This window comes from Altericroceibacterium endophyticum (genome assembly GCF_009827595.1).
Classification (GTDB): domain Bacteria; phylum Pseudomonadota; class Alphaproteobacteria; order Sphingomonadales; family Sphingomonadaceae; genus Altericroceibacterium; species Altericroceibacterium endophyticum.
This window is the reverse complement of record NZ_WTYT01000001.1, coordinates 530,571-552,139: the sequence shown is the minus strand read 5'-3', so window position 1 is coordinate 552,139 and position 21,569 is coordinate 530,571. Positions and strand designations below refer to the sequence as shown.

Annotated in this window: 22 protein-coding genes and 1 tRNA gene; 18 read left to right on the top strand and 5 right to left on the bottom strand. The window is 55.8% G+C overall.

Translation table 11 applies throughout. From position 1 onward, the window contains the following. Positions 1-19 precede the first annotated feature (19 nt). Positions 20-916: a fructose bisphosphate aldolase gene (locus GRI91_RS02705; RefSeq protein ID WP_160735063.1), complete on the top strand. Its 897-nt coding sequence runs from the start codon at positions 20-22 to the stop codon at positions 914-916. A gap of 25 nt (positions 917-941) precedes the next feature. After that, positions 942-1,496 carry a hypothetical protein gene (locus tag GRI91_RS02700; protein WP_160735062.1) on the top strand — a complete coding sequence of 185 codons (555 nt, stop codon included), beginning with the start codon at positions 942-944 and terminating at the stop codon, positions 1,494-1,496. Here GRI91_RS02700 and GRI91_RS15840 read toward each other — a convergent pair. Then, positions 1,493-1,801: a hypothetical protein gene (locus tag GRI91_RS15840; protein WP_202385413.1), complete on the bottom strand. Its 309-nt coding sequence runs from the start codon at positions 1,799-1,801 to the stop codon at positions 1,493-1,495. The two genes, GRI91_RS02700 and GRI91_RS15840, sit on opposite strands and share 4 nt — an antisense overlap. A 175-nt stretch (positions 1,802-1,976) precedes the next feature. Between GRI91_RS15840 and thiE the strand changes: the two genes are divergently transcribed. Together thiE and GRI91_RS02690 are read left to right on the top strand one after the other, a co-directional pair. Continuing rightward, entirely contained in the window at positions 1,977-2,588 is a 612-nt protein-coding gene (thiE, locus tag GRI91_RS02695; RefSeq protein WP_160735353.1) for a thiamine phosphate synthase, read from the top strand. 86 nt (positions 2,589-2,674) lie between these two features. Next, entirely contained in the window at positions 2,675-3,304 is a 630-nt protein-coding gene (locus tag GRI91_RS02690) for a M23 family metallopeptidase (protein WP_160735061.1), read from the top strand. Between the two features lie 9 nt (positions 3,305-3,313). Here the strand turns inward: GRI91_RS02690 and GRI91_RS02685 are convergent, their stop codons facing one another. Beyond that, positions 3,314-3,673, bottom strand: a complete 360-nt coding sequence (locus GRI91_RS02685) for an elongation factor P (RefSeq protein ID WP_160735060.1) — start codon at positions 3,671-3,673, stop codon at positions 3,314-3,316. 124 nt (positions 3,674-3,797) lie between these two features. On the opposite strand from GRI91_RS02685, the gene efp reads away from it, so the two are divergent. From efp to prsR, 9 genes are all read left to right on the top strand, one after another. Beyond that, positions 3,798-4,361, top strand: a complete 564-nt coding sequence (gene efp / locus GRI91_RS02680; RefSeq protein WP_160735059.1) for an elongation factor P — start codon at positions 3,798-3,800, stop codon at positions 4,359-4,361. A 2-nt stretch (positions 4,362-4,363) separates the two neighbouring features. Then, the gene (locus tag GRI91_RS02675; protein WP_160735058.1) at positions 4,364-4,702 is read left to right on the top strand and encodes a hypothetical protein; all 339 of its coding nucleotides are present in this window, start codon (positions 4,364-4,366) and stop codon (positions 4,700-4,702) included. Positions 4,703-4,773: 71 nt separating this feature from the next. Further along, positions 4,774-5,565: an inositol monophosphatase family protein gene (locus tag GRI91_RS02670; protein WP_160735352.1), complete on the top strand. Its 792-nt coding sequence runs from the start codon at positions 4,774-4,776 to the stop codon at positions 5,563-5,565. 152 nt (positions 5,566-5,717) lie between these two features. Beyond that, positions 5,718-5,802: transfer RNA gene (locus tag GRI91_RS02665), tRNA-Leu, on the top strand. A gap of 40 nt (positions 5,803-5,842) precedes the next feature. Continuing rightward, positions 5,843-7,648: an SLC13 family permease gene (locus GRI91_RS02660; protein WP_337190302.1), complete on the top strand. Its 1,806-nt coding sequence runs from the start codon at positions 5,843-5,845 to the stop codon at positions 7,646-7,648. 78 nt (positions 7,649-7,726) lie between these two features. Then, complete coding sequence (locus GRI91_RS02655) at positions 7,727-8,014, top strand: hypothetical protein (RefSeq protein WP_160735057.1); 288 nt, start codon at positions 7,727-7,729, stop codon at positions 8,012-8,014. A 142-nt stretch (positions 8,015-8,156) separates the two neighbouring features. Beyond that, on the top strand, positions 8,157-9,542 hold the full coding sequence (locus GRI91_RS02650; RefSeq protein WP_160735056.1) for a TIGR03013 family XrtA/PEP-CTERM system glycosyltransferase: 1,386 nt from the start codon (positions 8,157-8,159) through the stop codon (positions 9,540-9,542). Beyond that, complete coding sequence (gene prsK / locus GRI91_RS02645; RefSeq protein ID WP_160735055.1) at positions 9,542-11,647, top strand: XrtA/PEP-CTERM system histidine kinase PrsK; 2,106 nt, start codon at positions 9,542-9,544, stop codon at positions 11,645-11,647. Before GRI91_RS02650 ends, prsK begins: the two co-directional genes overlap by 1 nt. Further along, complete coding sequence (gene prsR, locus GRI91_RS02640) at positions 11,647-13,011, top strand: PEP-CTERM-box response regulator transcription factor (RefSeq protein ID WP_160735054.1); 1,365 nt, start codon at positions 11,647-11,649, stop codon at positions 13,009-13,011. Before prsK ends, prsR begins: the two co-directional genes overlap by 1 nt. 18 nt (positions 13,012-13,029) lie before the next feature. Here the strand turns inward: prsR and GRI91_RS02635 are convergent, their stop codons facing one another. Continuing rightward, positions 13,030-14,100 (bottom strand): DUF475 domain-containing protein, encoded by a 1,071-nt coding sequence (locus tag GRI91_RS02635; protein WP_160735350.1) that lies wholly within the window; start codon positions 14,098-14,100, stop codon positions 13,030-13,032. Between the two features lie 81 nt (positions 14,101-14,181). Then, positions 14,182-15,057 (bottom strand): 3-methyl-2-oxobutanoate hydroxymethyltransferase, encoded by an 876-nt coding sequence (gene panB / locus GRI91_RS02630; protein WP_160735053.1) that lies wholly within the window; start codon positions 15,055-15,057, stop codon positions 14,182-14,184. Positions 15,058-15,143: 86 nt separating this feature from the next. Between panB and GRI91_RS02625 the strand changes: the two genes are divergently transcribed. Beyond that, the gene (locus GRI91_RS02625; RefSeq protein ID WP_160735052.1) at positions 15,144-16,559 is read left to right on the top strand and encodes a sodium-dependent transporter; all 1,416 of its coding nucleotides are present in this window, start codon (positions 15,144-15,146) and stop codon (positions 16,557-16,559) included. Between the two features lie 68 nt (positions 16,560-16,627). Here GRI91_RS02625 and GRI91_RS02620 read toward each other — a convergent pair whose 3' ends face one another. Further along, positions 16,628-17,116: a pyridoxamine 5'-phosphate oxidase family protein gene (locus GRI91_RS02620; protein WP_337190301.1), complete on the bottom strand. Its 489-nt coding sequence runs from the start codon at positions 17,114-17,116 to the stop codon at positions 16,628-16,630. A gap of 165 nt (positions 17,117-17,281) precedes the next feature. On the opposite strand from GRI91_RS02620, the gene GRI91_RS02615 reads away from it, so the two are divergent. Genes GRI91_RS02615 through GRI91_RS02600 form a run of 4 tightly spaced genes read left to right on the top strand, consistent with a single transcriptional unit; the run spans position 17,282 to position 21,562 of the window. Then, positions 17,282-18,079, top strand: coding sequence for a TorF family putative porin (locus GRI91_RS02615; protein ID WP_160735051.1), 798 nt, complete (start codon positions 17,282-17,284; stop codon positions 18,077-18,079). A gap of 52 nt (positions 18,080-18,131) precedes the next feature. Beyond that, on the top strand, positions 18,132-19,376 hold the full coding sequence (locus tag GRI91_RS02610; protein ID WP_160735050.1) for a putative DNA modification/repair radical SAM protein: 1,245 nt from the start codon (positions 18,132-18,134) through the stop codon (positions 19,374-19,376). After that, positions 19,373-20,809 (top strand): UdgX family uracil-DNA binding protein, encoded by a 1,437-nt coding sequence (locus GRI91_RS02605; RefSeq protein ID WP_160735049.1) that lies wholly within the window; start codon positions 19,373-19,375, stop codon positions 20,807-20,809. Before GRI91_RS02610 ends, GRI91_RS02605 begins: the two co-directional genes overlap by 4 nt. A gap of 33 nt (positions 20,810-20,842) precedes the next feature. Then, complete coding sequence (locus GRI91_RS02600) at positions 20,843-21,562, top strand: extensin-like domain-containing protein (protein WP_160735048.1); 720 nt, start codon at positions 20,843-20,845, stop codon at positions 21,560-21,562. Positions 21,563-21,569 lie beyond the last annotated feature (7 nt).

Genomic DNA, 21,569 nt, shown 5'->3' with positions numbered 1-21,569 from the left:
GCAATTAGGGGTGGATACTATGATTGATCAAGAAATGAACACGATTATTGCGGATGGAGACGGGTTTATAGCCGCGCTTGACCAAAGCGGCGGCTCCACTCCCAAGGCACTTCGCGCTTATGGTGTTGAAGATGATGAATGGAATGGCGACGAGGAAATGTTCGCCCAGATCCACAAGATGCGCTCACGCATCGTCACCTCTCCCAGCTTTAATGGTGACCGCGTCATCGGCGCTATTCTGTTTGAACGCACGATGGACGGCTTGGCTGATGGTAAGCCGGTGCCAACCGTGTTGCGCGACCGCGGTGTAGTTCCGTTTCTCAAGGTCGACAAAGGCCTCGAGGATGAACAGGACGGCGTGCAGATGATGAAGCCCATAGCGGGCCTCGATGATCTGCTGGCTCGGGCTAAGGCATTGGGTGTGTATGGCACGAAGATGCGCTCGGTGATCAATTCCGCTTCACCCACCGGGATCGGTGCGATTGTTGCCCAGCAATTCGAAGTGGGGGCGCAAATCCTGAATGCCGGTCTTATGCCCATTCTTGAGCCGGAATATTCGATCAAGTCGGAGGATCGCGCGGAGGGCGAAGTTATTCTGCGCGACGAAATCCTGAAGCACCTCAACTCTCTGGATGATGGTCAGCAGGTGATGCTGAAACTTTCCATTCCCGTGGAAGCAAACACTTACAAGCCCTTGGTTGATCACCCCGGCGTTCTGCGTGTTGTGGCGCTGTCCGGTGGTTACAGCCGCACCGATGCCTGCAAGAAGCTGGCTGAGAATGACGGCATGATCGCCAGCTTCTCCAGAGCATTGCTGGAAGAACTGCGTGCGCAAATGACCGATGATGAGTTTGATGCTGCTTTGAAAACCGCCATCGAAGAGATTTATGAGGCGTCAACGGGAAAATGCGAGTAACTGAAATAGTTAAATTTAAATATTGATGAAATCAGTATTTCTTCTTAAACGCCCCCCTTCGGAAATGACGGGGGGCGTTTTGCGGATCGGGGGCTATCGCAAGCCAGTTGCAGTCGTCTTTATACTGCTTGTTGTTGCCGCAATAAGTAGCTTGCTTAATATTGTATTGGCGGGCGCAGTATTATTTGCGGCAGTGATGTTCTGGGTGATTGGTCGCTTCTGTCCCTCGATTGGGCAGGAGCTCAGGCTCGCGCTTGCGCTGGTTTGGGGGCACACCGTCTGGATTGCCTATGGCGGATTTGAGGCGCCTGAATTGCGCAGCCTGATCCTGTTTGAAGCCGCGCTTTGTGTAGTGCTCACGGCCTGGTGTCTTGCAAGGATGTCGCAGGTCAGCGTTGCGTTGCTCGCATTATATGTGGCGGTTGCGCTCGTCATGAATACGGCGCTTTTCATGCAGCAAGAAACTTTCAACGCCGGAGCCGGTGATCTGCTGGGCAATGCGCTGATGCGCCTTGTCGTGATCGTTACGCTCGCGCATGCAGTGCGCAACGGGTTGTTTGTCAGCCCCGCTAAAAGTTAGAATCCGCCGTCAAACCGGAATTTGAACCGATAGGATGCGTCTGCAATTTGCGCTGTAGTCGGGGCGGGTTGAACATCTGTCAGGCGCAATTGACCATCTGCGACGTGGACCCCTTCATTTTCGTCGCCGGGGCGCCAAGTCAGAACAGCATTTTCAGTACGCGCGCCCAGCTCGATTTTGACCTGTAGCCGCACCTGGCCAGCCTGAATGCACTGCACGTCTGCGGGGCATCGGCTATCTTCCAGCACGTCGACCGGTGTCACCCACGGGCCATCCACATAAATTCTCTGCTCCAGTTCCGCCATGGCGGGTTCTGTTTCTGAAGAAGACAGGGGTGTGGTTGGCGTACATCCGCCTATCAAAGCAGGGCCGATGATGAGTGCGCTGAAAGATCCAAATTTGTACATGGCTGCTATACGCCTGCGGATTGATGTCGGTTCCGACTTGGCGCGGCGCTGCGCTGCGGATAGAAGCGCCACTATGTCCGATTGCCAGCTTTACCTCATCTCTCCGCTCGATGTTTCAGGAACCTTCCCCGACAGGCTTGAAAAAGCCGTCGCAGCTGGTCCGGTGGCCGCCTTTCAGTTCCGTGTGAAGGACATGGATCAACATGATGCCGCCCATTTGGCGGGGCCGTTGCAGGAAATCTGTGCACAGGCCGACATTGCCTTCATCGTGAATGACAGCATTTCGCTGGCCAAGCGCTTGAAGGCTGATGGCGTGCATCTGGGGCAGGGTGATGGTTCGGTCGAGGAAGCGCGCGATGAACTGGGGCATGATGCTCAGATTGGCGTAACCTGTCATGCCAGTCGGCATATGGCGATGGAAGCAGGCGAAAACGGCGCCGATTACGTAGCTTTCGGTTCATTCTACCCCAGTCAGACCAAGGCGAGTGAACATCGCCCGGATCTGGAAACTTTGACGTGGTGGCAAAGCATTTTCGAAATACCCTGCGTGGCGATCGGAGGAATTACCCCGCAAAATGCGAGCCCGCTGATTGAGGCTGGTGCTGACTTTTTGGCTGTCAGTGCCGCCGTTTGGGCTGCCGCAGATGAAGCGGAGGCTATCCGAGAGTTTCACAAGGTTCTGTAACTTTTGTTCACCTCATGGTTTCTTTTTAACCGGCGCTGGGCGATGATACCGCAACCGGCTTTGGTACGGTTTTTGGGGAACAGGCGATGGCAAGTGCAGAAAAGATACAAGCGATCGCTGTTACGGCGACACTGACTTCGGCCTTGTGGATCGTGGTGGGGAGCTTCGTCGTCGACGATAGCGAAGAATTGAAGCAGCCTGCGCCCGAGCCTGCAGTTTCGGCCAGCACGGCACCGCCTCCACGTGAAACGACCCCCATTTCCTCCCCAGATGACAGGCAGACCGCGACGTTGATGATCCCGGTGCTGGATGTGAGCGCGAAGGATCTGGTCGATAATTTCTCTGACATAAGCGAGGCGAGCGATAATCTGCACGCTGCCATCGATATTATGGCGCCTTCGGGTACATCAGTGGTCGCCGCTGCGCCCGGCACGATAGAACGCATTTATCGCTCCATTCCAGGCGGGAACACGATTTATGTTCGCTCCGATGATGGCGAGACGATCCACTATTATGCCCAGATGGGTAAATATGCGCCCGGACTGCGTGAAGGGCAAAAGATCCGCCGCGGGCAGCGCCTCGGTTCGGTGGGTTCCAGTGGCAATGCTGATCCCGAAACGCCCCATCTGCATTTTGCAATTTTGCGTACCACGGCCGATGCCGAATGGTGGGAGCCCTCAAGCCCGGTAAACCCCTATCCGTTGCTGACCCGCTAGGTGCCGAACCTAGCGGCCGTGATAGATGCAGCGTAAACGGGTCGCTCGCCCCTCATTGTCCAGCTGTCGCAGAAAGCGATTGCTGCGCTGTGTTTCATAGGTTTCGCCCCGGCGCGGGCCGCTGGTGAAGATCACTTTCTTTCCTGTGCGAAGATAGGTGCCAGATCCCTCATCACTGACATAACGCGATGCGCCGAGAATGCGGAAATCCTTGTCGGGCTCATGACGTCCGGCCGGGCCGGCGGCATCGCCGGGGGTTTCGCAGACATAGCGTCCACGCTCCAGCGCGCTGATGGGAGAGGCCGCAACCGGCGCAGCAGCGGCGATGCAAAGGCCGCAGGTGAGGAAAAGGGAAGGGAGTGTTTTCATGGGCTGCCTAATGCGTGTGCCGCTACCATGTCCGCGCTCATTTAGCCAGCCTGCTTGCCCCGAGTGTGCGGAACGGCTAGGGCCCGCCGATATTTGCAACAATTTCGAAAAGAGCGGATTCTCCATGAAGATCAGCGGCGTCGACATTCGTCCCGGCAATATCATTGAATATGAACGTGGCATCTGGAAAGTCGCCAAGATTCAGCACACACAGCCGGGTAAGGGCGGTGCTTACATGCAGGTTGAGATGAAGAATCTCGTCGATGGCCGCAAAACCAACGTGCGCTTTCGCAGCGCCGATACGGTTGAACGCGTGCGCCTCGACACGCAGGATTTCCAGTATCTCTATGCTGAAGATGATCAGCTGGTGTTCATGGATAAAGACACGTTCGAGCAAATCATGCTCGATGCCGACATGCTTGGCGATGCTGTTGCCTTCCTGACAGACGGTATGGATGTCACGCTCGAACTGTATGATGAAAAGCCGATCAGCGTGCAGCTGCCTGAACAGGTCGAAGCGACAATCGTTGAAGCTGACGCCGTGGTGAAGGGGCAGACCGCTTCCTCCAGCTACAAGCCAGCCGTGTTGGAAAATGGCGTGCGCGTTATGGTTCCGCCGCATATTGAAAGCGGCACCCGCATCGTGGTCGATGTCTATGCTCGCGAATATGTGAAGAAGGCTGACTGAGAATGAAGAAATTTGGCATCCTTGCAGCTTGCGCTATCGCTTTGGCACCTGTGGCGGTGCAGGCGCAGGATAACACGCCCGACCCGGCCACTGCGAAGCGCGGTGCGGTCATCGTGCGCAGTTTCGTCATGGCGATGAATTCTGACGAATTGGCGCAGACTGTCCGTGGCCAGATTTATGGCTGCATGTATAACAATCCCATTTCCAAGATCAGTCAGGCAGCTGGCAAGATTCTGGAAAACAATCCCAATTTGCAGGCAGACAACCCTACACATGTTTATGTGGCAGCGGCGCGAGCCTGTGGTGTTACGTTCCGCAAGCAGGAACAGAACGAAGATTAACATTCCGGCATTTCTGCTGGTTGTTGAGAGAAAAGTGAGGATACGTGGCACTTTCAGGCCTAATTCGGGTGATGGAACGCGCGGCACGCAAGGCCGGCGGGCGCTTGCGGCGCGACTTTGGCGAGGTGGAACACCTCCAGGTCAGCCGTAAGGGACCGTCTGACTTTGTAACCAAGGCGGACCGCGCTGCAGAGCGCACATTGTATGATGAATTGCTAAACGCGCGCCCCGACTGGGGCTTCCTGATGGAAGAAGGCGGCAAGATCGATGGCGATCCGGGCAAGCCCCGCTGGATCATCGATCCGCTCGATGGCACCAGCAATTTTTTGCATGGTATCCCGCATTTTGCGATTTCGATCGCGGTGCAGGAGCCGAAGCTTGATGGCAGTGGCTGGGGCGAGATAACAGCTGCTCTGGTATACCAGCCGATCAATGATGAAAGCTTCTGGGCAGAGAAATCACGCGGTGCCTGGCTCCATGACGCACGCTTGCGCGTGTCCGGCCGGCGCCAGTTATCAGAAGCGCTCGTCGCAACCGGCATTCCCTTCCAGGGGCATGGTGATTTTGGCGAATGGACGCGAATTTTCGGTGCAATCGGTCCGCAAGTGGCTGGCATCCGGCGCTTCGGTGCGGCTTCGCTTGATCTTGCCTGGGTTGCCGCGGGGCGTTTTGAAGGGTTTTGGGAGAGTGATCTCCAGCCTTGGGACACCGCCGCTGGCGGCCTTCTCGTGCGCGAAGCCGGCGGTTTTGTGAGTGATTTTCGGGGAAGGTCCCAGCATATCTGCGACAAACAGATTCTTGCCGGCAATGACCCGCTTCATTCACGGCTACACAAGCTCCTCGCCGGAGCGATAAGAGCCTGATCCATACTGGTTAAGCGGGTGGTTGCGGTCTGTGCCACCCGCGCAACCATTTGCATTGGCAATTGCTTGTCCGTGAACAGCAAATTTCAAAATGCGCGGATAGGCACTTGATGAAGCGTCACAGCTTCGCTAATCCGCGCACAATGCAATGTGCCCCTGTGGTGGAATTGGTAGACGCGCTCGACTCAAAATCGAGTTTCTTACGAAGTGCCCGTTCGAGTCGGGCCAGGGGCACCATTTTCCTGTCATTTTCCGATCTCGTATAGATGGATAGACTATGATGCTGATGCCCGGCATTCCTTCTTTCCATGCGATGGCAGCGATGCTGGTGACAGTGGCAATGTTTATCGGCTTTGCGCGCAGTCGGTTATCGACTGAGATCGTGTCCTTGCTGGTCATCGCAGTCATTGCGGTGGGGCTGTATTTCTTTCCTCTACCCGGTACAGGCCCGACCGATGGGCTTGTGCTGGCCTTTTCGGGCTTCGGCCATTACGCGCTGATCACGATTTGTGCGCTCATGATTATGGGGCGAGGGCTGGTGGTTACTGGAGCGTTGGAGCCTGCGGCTCGCGTTCTCGAACGGGTATGGAAGGTCAATCATCAGCTTGGCCTGCTGGTGTCTCTGCTGCTGGCATTCGGCCTTTCGATGATTGTTAATGACACGCCGGTGCTCGTTTTGCTGCTGCCGATCTTTGTCAGTCTGGCGGCGCGCGGGGCAATGCCGGCTTCCAAAACGCTTATTCCCCTGAACGCTGCCGTCTTGATTGGCGGCATGGCGACAACCATCGGCACATCAACTAATCTGCTGGTGGTGTCGATCGCGCGCGATCTGGGCATGCCACCAATGAATGTGTTTCACTTCACTCCGATCGTCTTTGCGGCGGCGCTGGTGGCGATTCCCTATCTTTGGCTGGTGATGCCGAAGCTGCTGCCCGATAACAGTCAGGAAGTCATTCAGAGCAAGCGCCGCTTCATCACCCGTTTGCGCGTTCCTGCGGGCAGCGATCTTGTAGGGAAGCATCTGAACGAGGTTCTCGAACGGCTCCCCGACGATTTCCGTTTTGAAGAGCGTCCTTCCGGCCCATTCGAGGCAGGGCAGCGGCTTCGCGTTTCCGGAACGCATGACGGATTGCAGGAAGCGCTGCGCGTGTTGAAGGGGCAAGTGGCTCCGGGCTGGGTGGTCGACCGAATTCGCCGCGATTCATCCGCCCAAGGCGAAGATGTTCGCGTCGCAGAAATGGTGATTACGGCGGATTCGCGTCTGATTCGTCGGACATTGGCGACATCGGGCATTGCGGATCTGTATGGTGTGGCAATTCTGGGCATCCATAAGCCCGACCGACTGCTTAACACGCAACCTGCTGATCCACGCGGTGATATCCGGCTCGCAGAGGGCGATGTCCTTCTGGTCATGGGCCTCCCCGATGCACTGGAAGATTTTGCGCGGACTGACAGTTTACTGATGCTGCAGGGCGCTCAGGTCATGCCGCGGCGGTCAAAAGCGCTGCTTTCAACTGTGATCATGTTCCTGTCCGTTGGCTCTGCCTCCATCGGATTTCTGCCTATCGCAATCGCGGCGCTTGGCGGTGCGATTTTGATGTTCATCACCGGTTGCGTGAAGTTTGATAAGGTGGGCAGAGCGCTGTCCGCCAAGGTCATCGTGCTTGTCGCCGCGAGTATTGCGATTGGCCGTGCTATTCTGGAAAGCGGTGCCGCTGACTGGCTGGGCCAATCCATGGCTGCGGGTCTGCAATATTTGCCCCCCGCTGCAATTCTTGCAGCGATTATGCTGTTCGTCACCACGCTCACCAACTTTGCGTCCAATGCCACTGCGGCGACTGTGGGAACGCCCATTGCCTTTTCTATCGCCAATCAGCTGGGGTTGCCGCAGGAACCGCTTATCCTTGCTGTCCTGTTCGGGTGCAATTTGTGTTACGCGACGCCGATCGCCTATCAAACCAATATGCTTATAATGGCGGAAGGGGACTATTCCTTCGGCGACTATTTGCGGACGGGTGTGCCACTCGTCGTCCTGATGGTGGCGACACTGTCAGGCTTGCTGGTACTGACTTACGGAATGTAAGGCGCTGAGCAGCCTAAACATTATCCCGGAACCTCCTCTTAGCCGTTATGTTGTCATGCCATAGAGGAGTGGATGATCATGACAGAAGAACGCATCACCAAGGTCGAAACGCCGGACGGCGAGACCCATACTGAAACGACCATCATTACCGAGCGGGATCAGCCTCGCTCGCGCATGTCCGTGTGGTTCGTCATGTTTGTGGTTGTTGTGGCCGTTATTGTGGCCTTGTGGGCTTTTAACAAAATGGGCACGGCAGAGGTGGCCAAGGATAATGCGATAGCTGGTGCAGCTGATGATGTCGGCGCAGCAGCAGGTCAGATAGGTAATGCGGCCGAGGATGTGGCAAATTCGGTCACACAAGACTAAGAGCGGTTGCGCAGATTTGACCATGCAAATGATCAGTTGTTAGGCACCATTTACCATAGTCTGTAAAGTTTACCGACAGTTCATACCTTTCGGCTAATCGATCTATGATCTGCTAAACAGGCATCAGGAACCGATTGGTAAGATGATCAGACTCTTTAAACATTATGTCCCGCACGCAGTAATCGTGCTGGGATTTGTCGATCTCATACTTCTCGTCCTGGCGGGCAATTTTGCCTGGGTCTTCCGTGCATTGCAGATCGGGACGCATCCCGGGCATTTTGCCGACCGGGCCGGGATGCTTTCAGCCTATGCGTTCGTGGTCTGGATCGCGATGCTCTCAGTTGGCGTGTACGGCGCGCAATCATTGCGTTCCATGCGCTTTGCTGTCGCCCGATTGATGGTTGCGATCAGTCTGGCGATCATCGCCTTGTCCTTCATCGAATTTGTTCTGGCTAGTGAGACCTTCTGGCGGTCCACCCTGTTCTACACGATGCTTTTAAGCCTTGTAGCGCTGGTGTTTAACCGACTGATAACGGGTAAGATTCTCGGGGCCACAGCTTTTAAACGCCGGGTCCTGGTGCTGGGGGCGGGGCCTCGCGCAAAGCGTCTGGAAACCCTCAGTCAGCGCGTGGAATCAGGCTTTGTCATCGCGGGTTTCATCGTGATGAAAACACCTCAGCCTGTGGTGGAAAACGCCGTTCCTCGCGATGAGATTCAAGACCTTGCCAAATATGTCGAAGAGCTGGGCGTGAGCGAAGTGGTGCTGGCTATTGAAGAGCGGCGCAATTCGCTCCCGCTCAAGGACTTGGTGCGAGTGAAGACTGCCGGCGTTTTCGTGAATGATTTTTCAAGCTTTATCGAGCGTGAAGCGGGCCGGGTTGATCTGGATACACTTAATCCGAGCTGGTTGATATTTTCCGACGGTTTTTCATCAGGCCGGATGGTGTCGAGCGTCGCGAAAAGGATTTTCGATATTTTGGCCAGCGCCATCTTGCTGGTTATCATGGCGCCGATCATCGGCGTTTTCGCCCTACTCGTTAAACTTGATAGCCCGGGGCCGGCCTTTTTTCGCCAGACGCGCGTCGGCCGCTATGGCGAATCCTTCGACTTGATAAAGCTGCGCAGCATGCGCAGCGACGCTGAGAAAAATGGCGCGCAGTGGGCGGAGCAAAATGATCCGCGGGTGACGAGAATAGGTCGGTTCATGCGCAAGACACGTATTGATGAATTGCCGCAATGCTGGACTGTTTTGTGCGGCGCGATGAGTTTTGTCGGCCCGCGACCGGAACGCCCGCAATTCGTGGCGGAGCTTGAAGCCGAACTTCCTTATTATAGCGAGCGGCACATGGTGAAGCCCGGCATTACCGGATGGGCGCAGATCAATTATCCCTATGGCGCTTCGACCGAGGATGCCCGGCAGAAGCTGGAATTTGATCTGTATTATGCCAAGAATTACACGCCGTTTCTTGACCTTTTGATCCTGCTGCAGACGTTGCGCGTCGTCCTTTGGCCGGAGGGTGTCCGCTGATGGCGGAATTCTGGCACCTCCTGACAATAGTGGGATATCTGGTCAGCGCTGCTGGTGCACTGGCTCTCGCTATCTGGTTGTTGCCGAAGGAGCGACGTCAAGAAGGCGCTGTCCCCGCTATTATCTTCAGCCTGATTGTCAGTGCCGCCTGGGCGATTTCCGTAGTGGCGGTGGGGGGCTTGGCGCCCGCGCCGCAGGGGCTGCTGAGCTTCAGCTACCTCGCTTGGCTGTGGACGCTCTATCGCCTGTTCACCCGGGGTGAACGGGTAAAGGGGATAGGCCCGCTACGCCCGGTACTTGCTGCGCTGGCATTTGTGGAAATGCTGCAACTGCCGCTCGTATTTGTCTTTCGCGACATTCCGGTGAGTGAATTGCCGGTTCTGGCTTTTGTCTCGATCACCGCGATGCGCTTGCTTGTTTGTGTGGGCGCTCTGGTTTTGCTGCATAATCTATATGCGGGTACCACTGCCACGGAATATTCTGTCTTGCGCTGGCCTGCAGCGGCTCTCGCTTTGATGTGGCTGTACGATCTCAATCTGTACACTGTCGCCTATCTCGCTGAGAGCGTGCCGCTGACATTGGCCGCTTTGCGCTCTGTCATGCTGCTCCTGATGGTGTTGCTTCTGGCATTTGGTCAATTCCACCGCGGGACGGAATATCGCTTACGCCCCTCGCGTTCCTTCGCTTTTCAATCCTTATCGCTTGCTTTGATCGGTGGCTATTTCCTGGCCATGCTGTTTATCGCCCGGGCGCTTTCTTTTGTGGGCGGCGATTTCGCACGCTTGGTTCAGGCAGTTTTTGTTGCCGGGGCCAGCGCTGCCGCGTTGCTCATGCTGCCCTCGCGCAGATTGCGGGGCTGGCTGCGCATTACACTGGCCCGGAACCTGTTTCAGCATCGCTATGATTATCGCACGGAGTGGCTACGTTTTACCGAGACAATCGGGCGCAGCGGCATAAACAATGCCAGCCTGCGCGAACGCGCGATCCAGACGCTTGCGGATATTACCGATAGTGCCAGCGGAGTTCTGTTTGCGCGCTGCTCGGATGACGATGGGCTTGTGCTGGAGGCGCGCTGGCAGTGGAATAATCTCGATGTTCCGGCTGAAGCACTGCCCATGGAATGCGTCCGGTTTTTCGAGGAGCAGCATGTCATCATCGCTCTGGACGAAGTTCGCGAAGGGAAGGGACGCGCCATACCGGATGATGTCGTGCCGGAATGGCTGATGGCAACGCGCGATGTGTGGGCTCTGATCCCGCTGCACCATTTCAACCGTCTGATCGGTGTGGTTGCGCTGGGCCGCCCACCAATCCGCCGTGTACTCGATTGGGAAGATTTCGACCTGCTGCGCATCGTTTCCTATCAGCTGGCAAGCTATCTGGCAGAAGAGATGAGCCAGGATGCCCTTGGTGAAGCGCAGCGCTTTGATGATTTCAATCGCCGAATTGCCTTTGTCATGCATGATGTCAAAAATCTGGCCAGCCAGCTGTCTCTCCTCGCCCGCAATGCGGAAAAGCATGCTGACAAGCCGGAGTTTCGCGCCGACATGCTGGTTACGCTTCGTAACAGCACGGATAAGCTGAACATGCTGCTGGCACGGCTCAATCGTTATGGCAGTCACGTGCGCGAAGAAATTGTGGACGTCTCCCTGACTGATTTGCTCAACACGATTGTTCGGCGTTTCAAGAATCAACATGAGATCATCTTGATAGAGCGCGAGAACTACAGGGTTTTGGCTGATCCGGCGGCATTGGAGCAATCGCTGGTCCATCTTGTCCAAAACGCGGTTGATGCCAGTGCTGCTGCCGCTCCGGTATTTCTTGATGCGCGGTGCGATGGCGACAAAATCCTGCTTGAAATCATCGATTCAGGCTGCGGTATGTCCACGGAGTTTATCCGGACGCAGCTGTTCAAACCGTTTCGTTCGTCCAAGCCGGGCGGTTTTGGTATCGGTGCCTTTGAGGCGCGTGAGATGATTCAGGCGATGGGCGGGCATATAAGTGTGGAATCGCGGGAAGGATTGGGTTCGCGTTTCATGATCCATCTGCCGCTGGCACAATCTGAGCTCGGCTCTGAGCTGAACAATAATCCTAATGAGGTCGCTTGATGGCGGAAACCAGGCAAAAATTGCTGGTCGTTGAAGATGATGAAGGTCTCCAGGCGCAGCTGAAATGGGCTTATGATGATTTCGATGTCATCATTGCAGGCGACCGGGCGAGTGCGATCAATCAATTGCGCTCCGAAGCCCCCGATGTCGTTACGCTCGATCTCGGGTTGCCGCCTGATCCGGATGGCGTCAGTGAAGGATTTGCCGTCCTCAAAGAGATAATGGCTCTCAAGCCCGATACGAAAGTTATTGTCGCCAGCGGTCATGGCGCGCGCGAAAGTGCGTTGCAGGCCATTGAGCAGGGGGCTTATGATTTCTACAGCAAACCGGTTGATATTGACGAGCTGGGGCTGATCGTGCGCCGGGCATTCAATCTTCATCACATTGAGTCTGAGAACCGTACGCTCGCAGATAAAGCCAGCGAAAACAAAACAGTATTGGGCCATCTTATCACTGCCGCACCGGAAATGATCCGCGTCGGGAAGACCATTGAACGTGTGGCGAACACCAATGCGTCGGTCATGCTGCTCGGCGCGAGTGGTACGGGCAAAGAGTTGCTGGCGCGCGGATTGCATGAAGTGAGTGAGCGGCGCGATGGCGCGTTTGTCGCGATCAATTGCGCCGCCATACCGGAAAACCTGTTGGAAAGTGAGCTGTTCGGGCACGAAAAAGGTGCTTTCACCGGTGCAGTAAAAACGACCGAAGGCAAAATCGAGCAGGCTAATGGGGGCACGTTGTTTCTGGACGAAGTGGGCGATATCCCCTTGCCATTACAGGTGAAATTGCTTCGTTTCCTGCAGGAACGGAATATTGAGCGGATCGGTGGTCGCAAGACGATCGCAGTGGATACGCGGATCGTTTGCGCGACCCACCAGGATCTCGAAAAGATGATCATGAATAGCGGTTTTCGTGAGGATCTCTATTATCGCTTGGCAGAAATAGTTGTTAATATTCCGTCTCTTGCGGAGAGAACCGGAGATGCAGTCTTGCTGGCCAAGACCTTCCTCAAGCGGTTCGCCCAGGAGTATAATCCGCAAGTCACTGGATTGGCGAGTGATGCGCTGGCGGTGATTGATCAATGGCCATGGCCCGGCAATGTTCGCGAACTGGAGAACCGCCTGAAACGCGCGGTCATCATGGCGGAAGGAAAGCTGGTCCATGCGGAGGATCTGGATCTCGGGACCGCTCAGGAAGCCGAAGAAATGCCTCTCAACATCAAAGCCGCGAGAGAGGAATCCGATCGCCGGATCATTCGGCAGGCTTTGGCCCGAACAGAAGGTAATATTTCCAGCACGGCTAAGCTGCTGGGGATCAGCCGGCCGACACTTTATGATCTGCTAAAACAATACGATCTTCAGGGCTAAACACTGCAGATTTCGGGCTTAATTGCCAATCTGTGTTTCTTGCTCTTGTCCGATTTTCTGCATCCGGCGATTGTGGCGCACGGACCAATAGAGCGAGATCGCGATCAGTGTGGCGCCAATCAGCCCGGTGATGGTTTCTGGAATATGGAACCGCGCAGAGAACAGCATGATGCCGCCAAGGACGATAATAGCCCAGAAGGCGCCATGTTCGAGATAGCGATACTCAGACAAGGTGCCTTTCTTGACCAGATGGATAGTCATCGAGCGGACGAATATCGCACCGATCGACAGACCCAGCGCGATGATGATCATGTTGTTGGACAGCGCGAATGCGCCGATCACGCCATCAAAGCTGAAGGAGGCATCAAGCACCTCCAGGTAAAGAAATCCGCCAAGCCCTGAGCGCACGATCAGACCTTGCGCCCGCTTGGCCTCTTCACGCATCTCCAGAATTGTGCCGATGGCATCGACTGCGATATAAGTGACAAGACCCAGCATTCCTGCGGTCAGGAACGTCAACGCTTCATCAGCGGGCAGCATGTTTGAGATGCCCCACAGGACCAGAATGAGCAGTGCGATTTCCGCTGCGGGCACTGCCGATACTTTGGCCAGCTTTTCTTCCACCCAGGAAATCCAGTGCACGTCCTTCTCCCCGTCAAAGAAGAACTTGAGACCCACCATGGCGAGGAATGCACCGCCGAAGCCGGCAATTCCGACATGGGCAGAGGATACGATGCGCTCATATTCCTGAGGCTGGTTCAGAGATAGCTGAATGGTTTCAATCGGGCCCAGACCTGCGGCAATCGCCACGATGGCGAGCGGGAACATCACCCGGGTTCCGAATACCGCGATTGCTATACCCCAGACCAGAAAGCGCTTCTGCCATACTTCATCCATGTTCTTCAGAACGCTGGCATTCACCACGGCATTGTCGAAACTCAGCGATATTTCGAGGATGGACAGGACGATGACGATCCAGAGAACTTCAGCAGTTCCGGCAAGTGTTCCGGTAGAGCTCCAGGCATACCAAACGGCGAGCGCCAGGCAGATGAGTGAAAAAATGATGGAGCCGCGATAATAGCGCATCAGGAGTTGACCCTTGACGGAGATGTGAGCTGATTGGGTTGCCGGAACTGTGGACTTAGCTCCTGTGGGAAACAGTGTTTATGGTCAATCCGGTTTGGGTTGATAAAGTTGATCTGCCCCAGGAAAGCTGCGTTCTCTTACCTCTTCGGCATACGTTTGCGCAGCTTCAGTGATCATCGCGCCCATATCGCCATAGCGTTTGACGAAGCGTGGTACGCGGTCAAACATCCCGAGCATATCCTCTGTCACCAACACTTGTCCGTCACAGCAAGGGGACGCACCGATTCCGATGATGGGACAGCCGATCTCCCGGGTGACTTCAATGGCGATAGGTTCGACCACACCTTCCAGCACGATCGCAAAGGCGCCGGCGTCTTCCAGGGCGCTGGCATCCTCGATAATCTTGCGCGCTTCCGCTTCGCTGCGACCGCGCGCGCCATAACCGCCCAGCGCGTTGACGGCCTGCGGGGTTAGACCGACGTGTCCCATTACCGGAATGCCGCGGGCGGAGAGAAAGCGAACAGTCTCTGCCATCGCAACACCGCCTTCCAGCTTCACGGCCGCCGCGCCGCTTTGCTTCATCAGCCAGGACGCGCTTTCAAACGCCTTTTCGGGAGAACCTTCATAACTGCCGAATGGCATGTCCACGACGACCACCGCGTGATAGCTGCCGCGAACGACTGCCGCGCCATGATTGGCCATCATTTCCAGCGTGACCGGTATGGTCGAGGAAAGACCGTAAATCACTTGTCCCAGAGAATCTCCCACCAGCAACATATCGCAGTGCTGATCCAGCAATTGCGCCTGCCGTGCGGTATAGGCCGTAAGCATTACAATGGGATTCTCTGTTTCCCCATTCTTCTTGCGCTGGGCGATGGAGGGCACCGTTAACCGCCGCATGGGCTGCGGCGTGGGATTGGCGCGGCTTGTCGCTGTATCAAGCTGATAAGTGGTAGACATAGGATCCTTCTAGCAAACGCAGCACTCGACGCGAGTGCCATTTTGTTGCAGGAGAAACTCAATAACGGGTCTGACGGAGGAATTGAATGGCAGCGACTGGGGCGTCGAGCGGTAAAGACCATTGGTCTTCGCGAACAGCATTTATACTGGCGGCGATCGGGTCTGCCGTGGGATTGGGCAATCTCTGGCGCTTCCCATCAGAAGCCGGAGCCAATGGCGGCGGCGCCTTTGTCCTGTTTTACATCTTCTGTGTTGTCCTGATCGGACTGCCCGTCTTGCTGTCCGAAACATTGATCGGCCGGCATGGACAAGCGGATGCGCCTGAAAGCGTCCGCCGGATCGCACGTGAATCCGGCGCTGCCACCCAGTGGAGTATTCTGGCCGGGTTAGGCGTCTTTGCCGCCTTCCTCGTCGTCAGTTTCTACTGCGTCGTGGGCGGTTGGGTGCTCTATTACATTGGCGTCTTTTGTAATGATCTGGTCCAGACCGGATTGTCCGGAGGCGCATTTCAGGGGCGCGATCCGGCGGAGATTGAGGCTCTGCTTCCGGGTCTGTTCGGCAATGGCGGCCTTATGGTTGGGCTCAATGTCGTCTTTCTGCTGATTACCTTGATCTTCGTTGCGCGCGGTATTTCAGGCGGGATTGAAGTCGCGGCCACATGGCTCATGCCAGCCTTTTTCGTGCTGCTGGTGGCCATCACGCTCTACAGCGTATTCGGCGGTGCTTTTCAGCAAACGATGAATTACCTCTTCACCTTCGAACCGGAAAAATTGACCGGAGAAGTCATGCTGGCGGCAGTGGGACAGGCGTTCTTCTCCCTGTCATTGGGCGTGGCAGGTATGATCACCTATGGCTCCTATGTCGGACGTGACGTCAATATCGCCGCGACTTCCGGCATTGTAGCCCTTGCTGACACGACCGTTGCTTTGCTGGCGGGGATTTGTTTCTTTCCCATCATCTTCGCAGCGGGCCTTTCCCCCGATGCCGGCCCGGGGCTGATGTTCCAGACATTGCCGCATGCTTTCCAATCCATGCCGGCCGGGTCGCTGGTGGGTATTCTGTTCTTCTTCATGGTTGGTTTCGCCGCGCTCACCAGTTCGGTCGCATTGCTGGAAGTTCCCACCGCCTGGCTTAGCCGTGCGCTGAAGCTGAGGCGCGGCGTCGCGGTGGGTGTCGTGGCGACGGGCGCGCTGGTTTTGGGGACGTTGTCAGCCTTGTCCTTCAATCTGTTGTCAGCCTGGCATCCGCTTGGCTTTTTCCCGCTGTTTGAAGGGCAGGGCATGTTCGATGTTCTCGATACCTTCACCAGCAAATTGCTGATGCCGATGGGCGCAATCCTGACATCCGTTTTTCTTGGCTGGGTGGCAGAGCGCCGACTGGTTAATTCGGAAACCGGCCTGTCCCCGGCAATGCAGCGCTTGTGGCTTTTCCTTATTCGGTGGGTTTGTCCGCTGGCCTTGCTGGCCATTCTGATAGTCGGGATATTTCCGTCAATCCTGTAACGCCATGAAAAAGGGCCGCTCTCATGGCGGCCCTTTGGTTCTCATTCAGCGTATTGAGCGATGCGCTCTTAAAGCTTCACGCCTTCAACATGGCTATCCTTGGCGTCATCGCGGACATCCTTGCCCAGCAGCAGCTTAGCGGTACTCATCAGCCCCAGATCGCTATCCCAGATTTCTGCATCCTCAAGATCCATGCGTAGCATCAAGAGGTTGGGATCCTGCTTGCCGCCGGGGAACCATGCTTCGATGAAATGGCTCCATTCCTTATCGAGCCGCTCCTGACTGGTTTCTTCGGTCAGCCTGCCGCGAAAACGGGCGAACAGATCCTGCCCCTTTGAGGAGAAGGTCGCTGTGGCCGGTCCGCCGGTCGCCAAATAATGATCGCGGCCGGTAAAGAACCAGATGGCGCTGTCGGCGTCCTTATCCAGCTGCGCAGTCATCGGAACCGCGCTGTCAGGATCACGATCAAGCTGGAGAAAGAGAAACGGACTGTCGGCAAGCGACTTCCAGAATTTTTTCTTTAATTCGGGTGCTTTGCCTTCTTCGTAATGCATCATGTTCTCCTGAATTGCGTTTCTTGGCGAACGGCAGAGCGATGGGTTTTGTTCCGCGCAGTAGCGCCATTGGCAATTGAACGTGGAAAGCGCCCGCACTGCAGATGCAGCGCCCAACACACGTCAAAAACCGCTTGTCTGGCTAAACTGAATGAGTAAGCGCCCATAATGACAAATCGGAATTCCACCACACTGCTTTCACAGCGCACTTTCAGTAAAACCGTATTGATCATGTGCGGCTGCGCGGGGCCATTGCTACTCTGCGCCTACTCGGAGCATGCCCATGCACAGGCCGAAGTGAAGCCTGAAATCTGGATTGATCTGGAAAGCGATCACCGTGTCCGCGGGCTTAGCTGGAGCGATGGGAAATTTACGGGCGACATTTACGCCAATGTGCCGCTGACTACGAAGGTGAGCGCATCGACGCAGCTGACCGCGTTACGGGGGGCAGAGAGGCATGGCGGCGCCGATGCTGGCAGCGATCTGGCAGTGACTTATTCTGATGAAGCCAGCCTGCTCAGCTGGCATGTTTCCGGTGTCGGCCATCTGTTTGCAGGCTGCAATTTCAAATGTGATTATGCTGAAGTGCAGGGAGGGGGAGGCGGCACGCTTGGTCCTGTTTCTATCGATGCCATGGTGTCCTATGCGCCGGATCAGGTGGCGATTGGTGGCAGCAATTTCTACAAGCGCGTAGAGGTCTCTTACGGTTTCTGGGGCAAACCAATCAGCCTGCGCGGCTATGTTGGACATTCCAGCGGACATACGGAAGATGTGCAGCGGGCCCGCCGCCTGCGTCCTGATGGAAATTATGTCGATTGGTCCCTTGGCGCGGAATATTACTTGGGGCCGGCGTCGCTGACGCTAACCTATTCCGATACGGATATTTCGCGCAAAGCCGCTGATTTCACGGGGGCCTCGGGAGATTTTGGCTCCAAAATCGTGGCGGGTGCGCATATTTCGTTTTAAACCAATGATGTCCAACTTGCGGCGCGTATAAAAAGAACATAAGAAGAACGGTATGGTGCAAATACCGCTTCTTGAACGTCTCGAAATTTTGGCTGACGCCGCCAAATATGATGCATCCTGCGCCTCATCGGGATCGGTAAAGCGCAACAGCGTCGGCGGCAAAGGGCTTGGGTCAACCGATCGAGGGATGGGCATTTGTCATGCCTATGCGCCCGATGGCCGCTGTATCTCGCTGCTCAAATTGCTGCTGACAAATCATTGCGTGTTTGACTGCCATTATTGCATCAACCGCAAGAGTTCGAATGTGAAGCGTGCACGTTTCACGCCTCAGGAAGTCGCCGATCTGACGCTGACCTTCTATCGGCGGAATTATATCGAAGGGCTTTTCCTGTCCTCAGGCATTATCAAAGATGCCAGCCACACTATGGAATTGTTGATAGAAACGGCGCGTATCCTGCGTGAAGATAATGATTTTCGTGGCTACATACACCTCAAGACTATTCCAGAGGCGGAAAGCGAACTGGTCGCAAGGGCTGGGCTTTACGCCGATCGTGTGTCGATCAATGTGGAATTGCCAACCGATGCCGGGCTCAAGCGTCTGGCTCCTGATAAAAACCGCGTCCAGATTGAAGGCGCGATGGGGGATCTGGGGCGGGCCATTGTCGAGGCGAAAGATGCCCGAAAGCGGTTTCGCCACGCGCCGCGTTTTGCGCCAGCAGGACAATCGACCCAGATGATTGTCGGAGCTGATGGAGCCAATGACAGCGATATCATCAAGCGAGCGAGCGGCCTTTACGGAACACATAATTTGCGGAGGGTTTATTATTCGTCATTCAGTCCGATACCCGATGCGAGCGCTGTTCTGCCACTTAAACGACCGCCTTTGATACGTGAGCATCGGCTGTATCAATCGGACTGGTTGATGCGTTTCTATGGTTATAATGCTGGTGAAATCGCGCAGGCCGCTGATGACGATGGCAATTTGCCACTGGATATTGATCCAAAACTGGCGTGGGCGCTAAAATTTCGGGAGCGATTTCCGGTAGATGTAAACCGTTCTGCACGAGAGGATTTGCTGCGGGTGCCCGGATTGGGAGTGCGCGGGGTCAATCAGATTATTGCCGCAAGGCGTCAGCGCGGTCTTCGGCTCGACGATGTGGCCAAGCTGACGGTGTCGGTCACCAAAATCCGGCCCTTTATCTGCACAGTCGATTGGCGCCCGAGCCTTTTGACAGACCGGGCCGACCTGCGAAAATTGCTCAGCCGGCCAGAAAAGCAGCTCGAGCTTTTTGCATGAGTGGCTCTCAAGTCACGGATAAAATAGAATATCACAGGGTTGTGATCCATGATTTGCAGGACTTCGATCATTGGCGAGACCTGGCCAGACAAGCAATTCAGTCCGATATCTCGCCAGAGAGGATTTCATGGGAGGAAAACGGTGCGACGGGCGATTTGTTCGGCTCGGTAGCGACCAGACTTCCTTCACCAACGTCGAACCGTCCAGTACGGGCGAATAAGAGATATATGGATCTGGCTCGCCGGGCTTTCCTGCATAGCGACCCGCGGCGTTTCGGCACTTTGTATAAGGTCTTGTGGCGGCTGCAATCGGAACCGCGATTAATGGAAGACCGGACCGACGGTGATATTCGCATGATGGATGAATGGGCGCGGCATGTGCGGCGTGACATTCATAAGATGCGCGCATTTCTGCGCTTTCGCGTCGTTGATGAGGCGCAGGGAGAAAACCGCTTTGTGGCGTGGTTTGAACCCAGTCATCATATTGTGCGGGCCAACGCGCGATTTTTTGTTGAGCGCTTCGCCGCGATGAATTGGTCCATTCTCACACCAGGCGGCTCGCTGCTCTGGGACGGTCAAATGTTGCAGGAAGGTCCTCCAGCCCGGCGCGAGGATGCGCCGCAAGGAGATGCAGCAGAAGACCTGTGGCGCAGCTATTATGCCTCGATCTTCAATCCCTCACGATTGAAAATCGGTGCGATGCTTCGGGAAATGCCGCGCAAATATTGGAAAAATATGCCCGAAGCGGCCCTTATTCCCGATCTGATCGCTGGGGCGCAGGCGCGTGAAGCACGCATGGTGACGGAGGGGGCTGGGCGGGTTGGAAAGCGCCCGGACACTCTCACCGGGATCGCTGAAGGAATTGCAGCGTGCCGTGATTGCCCCATTGGCGGGCTCGGCACATGCGCGGTCATGGGCGAAGGCAATCAGAATGCAGTGCTCATGATCGTGGGGGAACAGCCGGGGGATCAGGAGGAAATGGCGGGCAGACCGTTCATTGGTCCAGCCGGTCAATTGCTGAACGAGTATCTGCGTGAAGCGGGTATCGTACGCGAAAAGGCGTATTGCACCAATGCGGTGAAGCATTTCAAATTTGCGCAACGCGGCAAGCGCCGGATCCATCAAACGCCAACAGCAAAGGAAGTGGATGCCTGCCGCTGGTGGCTTGAAAGTGAAAGAGCTCTGATCCGTCCGAAAATCTCCGTGGCTCTGGGGGCAAGCGCGGCCCGTAGTTTCCTTGGCAGAACGGTAAATGTGGCTCGGGAAAGGTCACAGGCTTTGACGCTGGATGATGGCAGTGAATTGTGGATTACCACGCACCCGTCCTATCTGTTGCGGCTTGATGGCGCAGCAAAAGCTGAGCAGAGAAGAGCATTCGCGCATGATCTGTCCGTGATTGCCGGACGAATAGCCGCACTTTGTCATGCCGTGTAGGATCGTTTTGGCACCTGCTTCGCTGAATGGTGCATGGGGCACTGGTTTCAGAATTTTCGTTTCGACAGGCTGGCGTTGATCGCCCTGATCACGGGGGCGCTTTTCATGGCGGGGCGCGTGTGGCTGATCGATAATCCGCAGTTTAATCCGTGGAGTCCGCTCAGCCTTGACGATCCGCCAGGCTGGGCAACAGCGCGCAAGATTGCCGATTTACGCGATGATCCTCAGGAGTGTCGCGCGATACTAACGCGCAGCAACATCGCTTTTGAAGCGCTGGAGCCGGTGGGAGAGGGAGCGTGCCGTCGTTCTGACCGGATCGTCGTGTCAGACCAAAACTTGCAGCCTGCTCGCCCGCAAATGAGCTGCGCTGTCGCTGCCGGTTTCGAATTGTGGAAGCGGCGCAGCCTTAATCCCGCAGCCCGCGACATCATGGGGTCGCCAGTTGCCAGTGTGGAGCATCTCGGGACCTATAATTGCCGACGAATTTATGGGCGGAAGAGTGGTAGCTGGAGCGAACATGCCACCGGCAATGCTATCGATATTGCCGGTTTCGTGCTGGAAGACGGCACGCGGATAAGCGTACTGCGCGATTGGGATAATCCGGATGAGCCCAAAAAAGCCGCGTTTCTCAGGCACATTCGCGATGCTGCCTGCGGCGCGTTCGGAACGGTCTTGTCACCGGATTACAATGACGCCCATGCCGACCATTTCCATCTGGATCAGGAAGGCCGGGCGTTCAGTTTTTGTCGCTAGGATATTG

Coding starts and splice junctions, on each gene's coding strand:
- GRI91_RS02615 (WP_160735051.1), top strand. CDS start 17,282: ATGACAAATCGGAATTCCACCACACTGCTTTCACAGCGCACTTTCAGT.
- GRI91_RS02690 (WP_160735061.1), top strand. CDS start 2,675: ATGGCAAGTGCAGAAAAGATACAAGCGATCGCTGTTACGGCGACACTG.
- GRI91_RS02660 (WP_337190302.1), top strand. CDS start 5,843: ATGATGCTGATGCCCGGCATTCCTTCTTTCCATGCGATGGCAGCGATG.
- GRI91_RS02620 (WP_337190301.1), bottom strand. CDS start 17,116: ATGATGCATTACGAAGAAGGCAAAGCACCCGAATTAAAGAAAAAATTC.
- GRI91_RS02670 (WP_160735352.1), top strand. CDS start 4,774: ATGGAACGCGCGGCACGCAAGGCCGGCGGGCGCTTGCGGCGCGACTTT.
- thiE (WP_160735353.1), top strand. CDS start 1,977: ATGTCCGATTGCCAGCTTTACCTCATCTCTCCGCTCGATGTTTCAGGA.
- GRI91_RS02605 (WP_160735049.1), top strand. CDS start 19,373: ATGAGTGGCTCTCAAGTCACGGATAAAATAGAATATCACAGGGTTGTG.
- GRI91_RS02625 (WP_160735052.1), top strand. CDS start 15,144: ATGGCAGCGACTGGGGCGTCGAGCGGTAAAGACCATTGGTCTTCGCGA.
- panB (WP_160735053.1), bottom strand. CDS start 15,057: ATGTCTACCACTTATCAGCTTGATACAGCGACAAGCCGCGCCAATCCC.
- efp (WP_160735059.1), top strand. CDS start 3,798: ATGAAGATCAGCGGCGTCGACATTCGTCCCGGCAATATCATTGAATAT.
- GRI91_RS02600 (WP_160735048.1), top strand. CDS start 20,843: ATGGGGCACTGGTTTCAGAATTTTCGTTTCGACAGGCTGGCGTTGATC.
- GRI91_RS02610 (WP_160735050.1), top strand. CDS start 18,132: ATGGTGCAAATACCGCTTCTTGAACGTCTCGAAATTTTGGCTGACGCC.
- GRI91_RS02705 (WP_160735063.1), top strand. CDS start 20: ATGATTGATCAAGAAATGAACACGATTATTGCGGATGGAGACGGGTTT.
- GRI91_RS02700 (WP_160735062.1), top strand. CDS start 942: ATGAAATCAGTATTTCTTCTTAAACGCCCCCCTTCGGAAATGACGGGG.
- prsK (WP_160735055.1), top strand. CDS start 9,542: ATGGCGGAATTCTGGCACCTCCTGACAATAGTGGGATATCTGGTCAGC.
- GRI91_RS02650 (WP_160735056.1), top strand. CDS start 8,157: ATGATCAGACTCTTTAAACATTATGTCCCGCACGCAGTAATCGTGCTG.
- GRI91_RS02685 (WP_160735060.1), bottom strand. CDS start 3,673: ATGAAAACACTCCCTTCCCTTTTCCTCACCTGCGGCCTTTGCATCGCC.
- GRI91_RS15840 (WP_202385413.1), bottom strand. CDS start 1,801: ATGGCGGAACTGGAGCAGAGAATTTATGTGGATGGCCCGTGGGTGACA.
- GRI91_RS02675 (WP_160735058.1), top strand. CDS start 4,364: ATGAAGAAATTTGGCATCCTTGCAGCTTGCGCTATCGCTTTGGCACCT.
- prsR (WP_160735054.1), top strand. CDS start 11,647: ATGGCGGAAACCAGGCAAAAATTGCTGGTCGTTGAAGATGATGAAGGT.
- GRI91_RS02655 (WP_160735057.1), top strand. CDS start 7,727: ATGACAGAAGAACGCATCACCAAGGTCGAAACGCCGGACGGCGAGACC.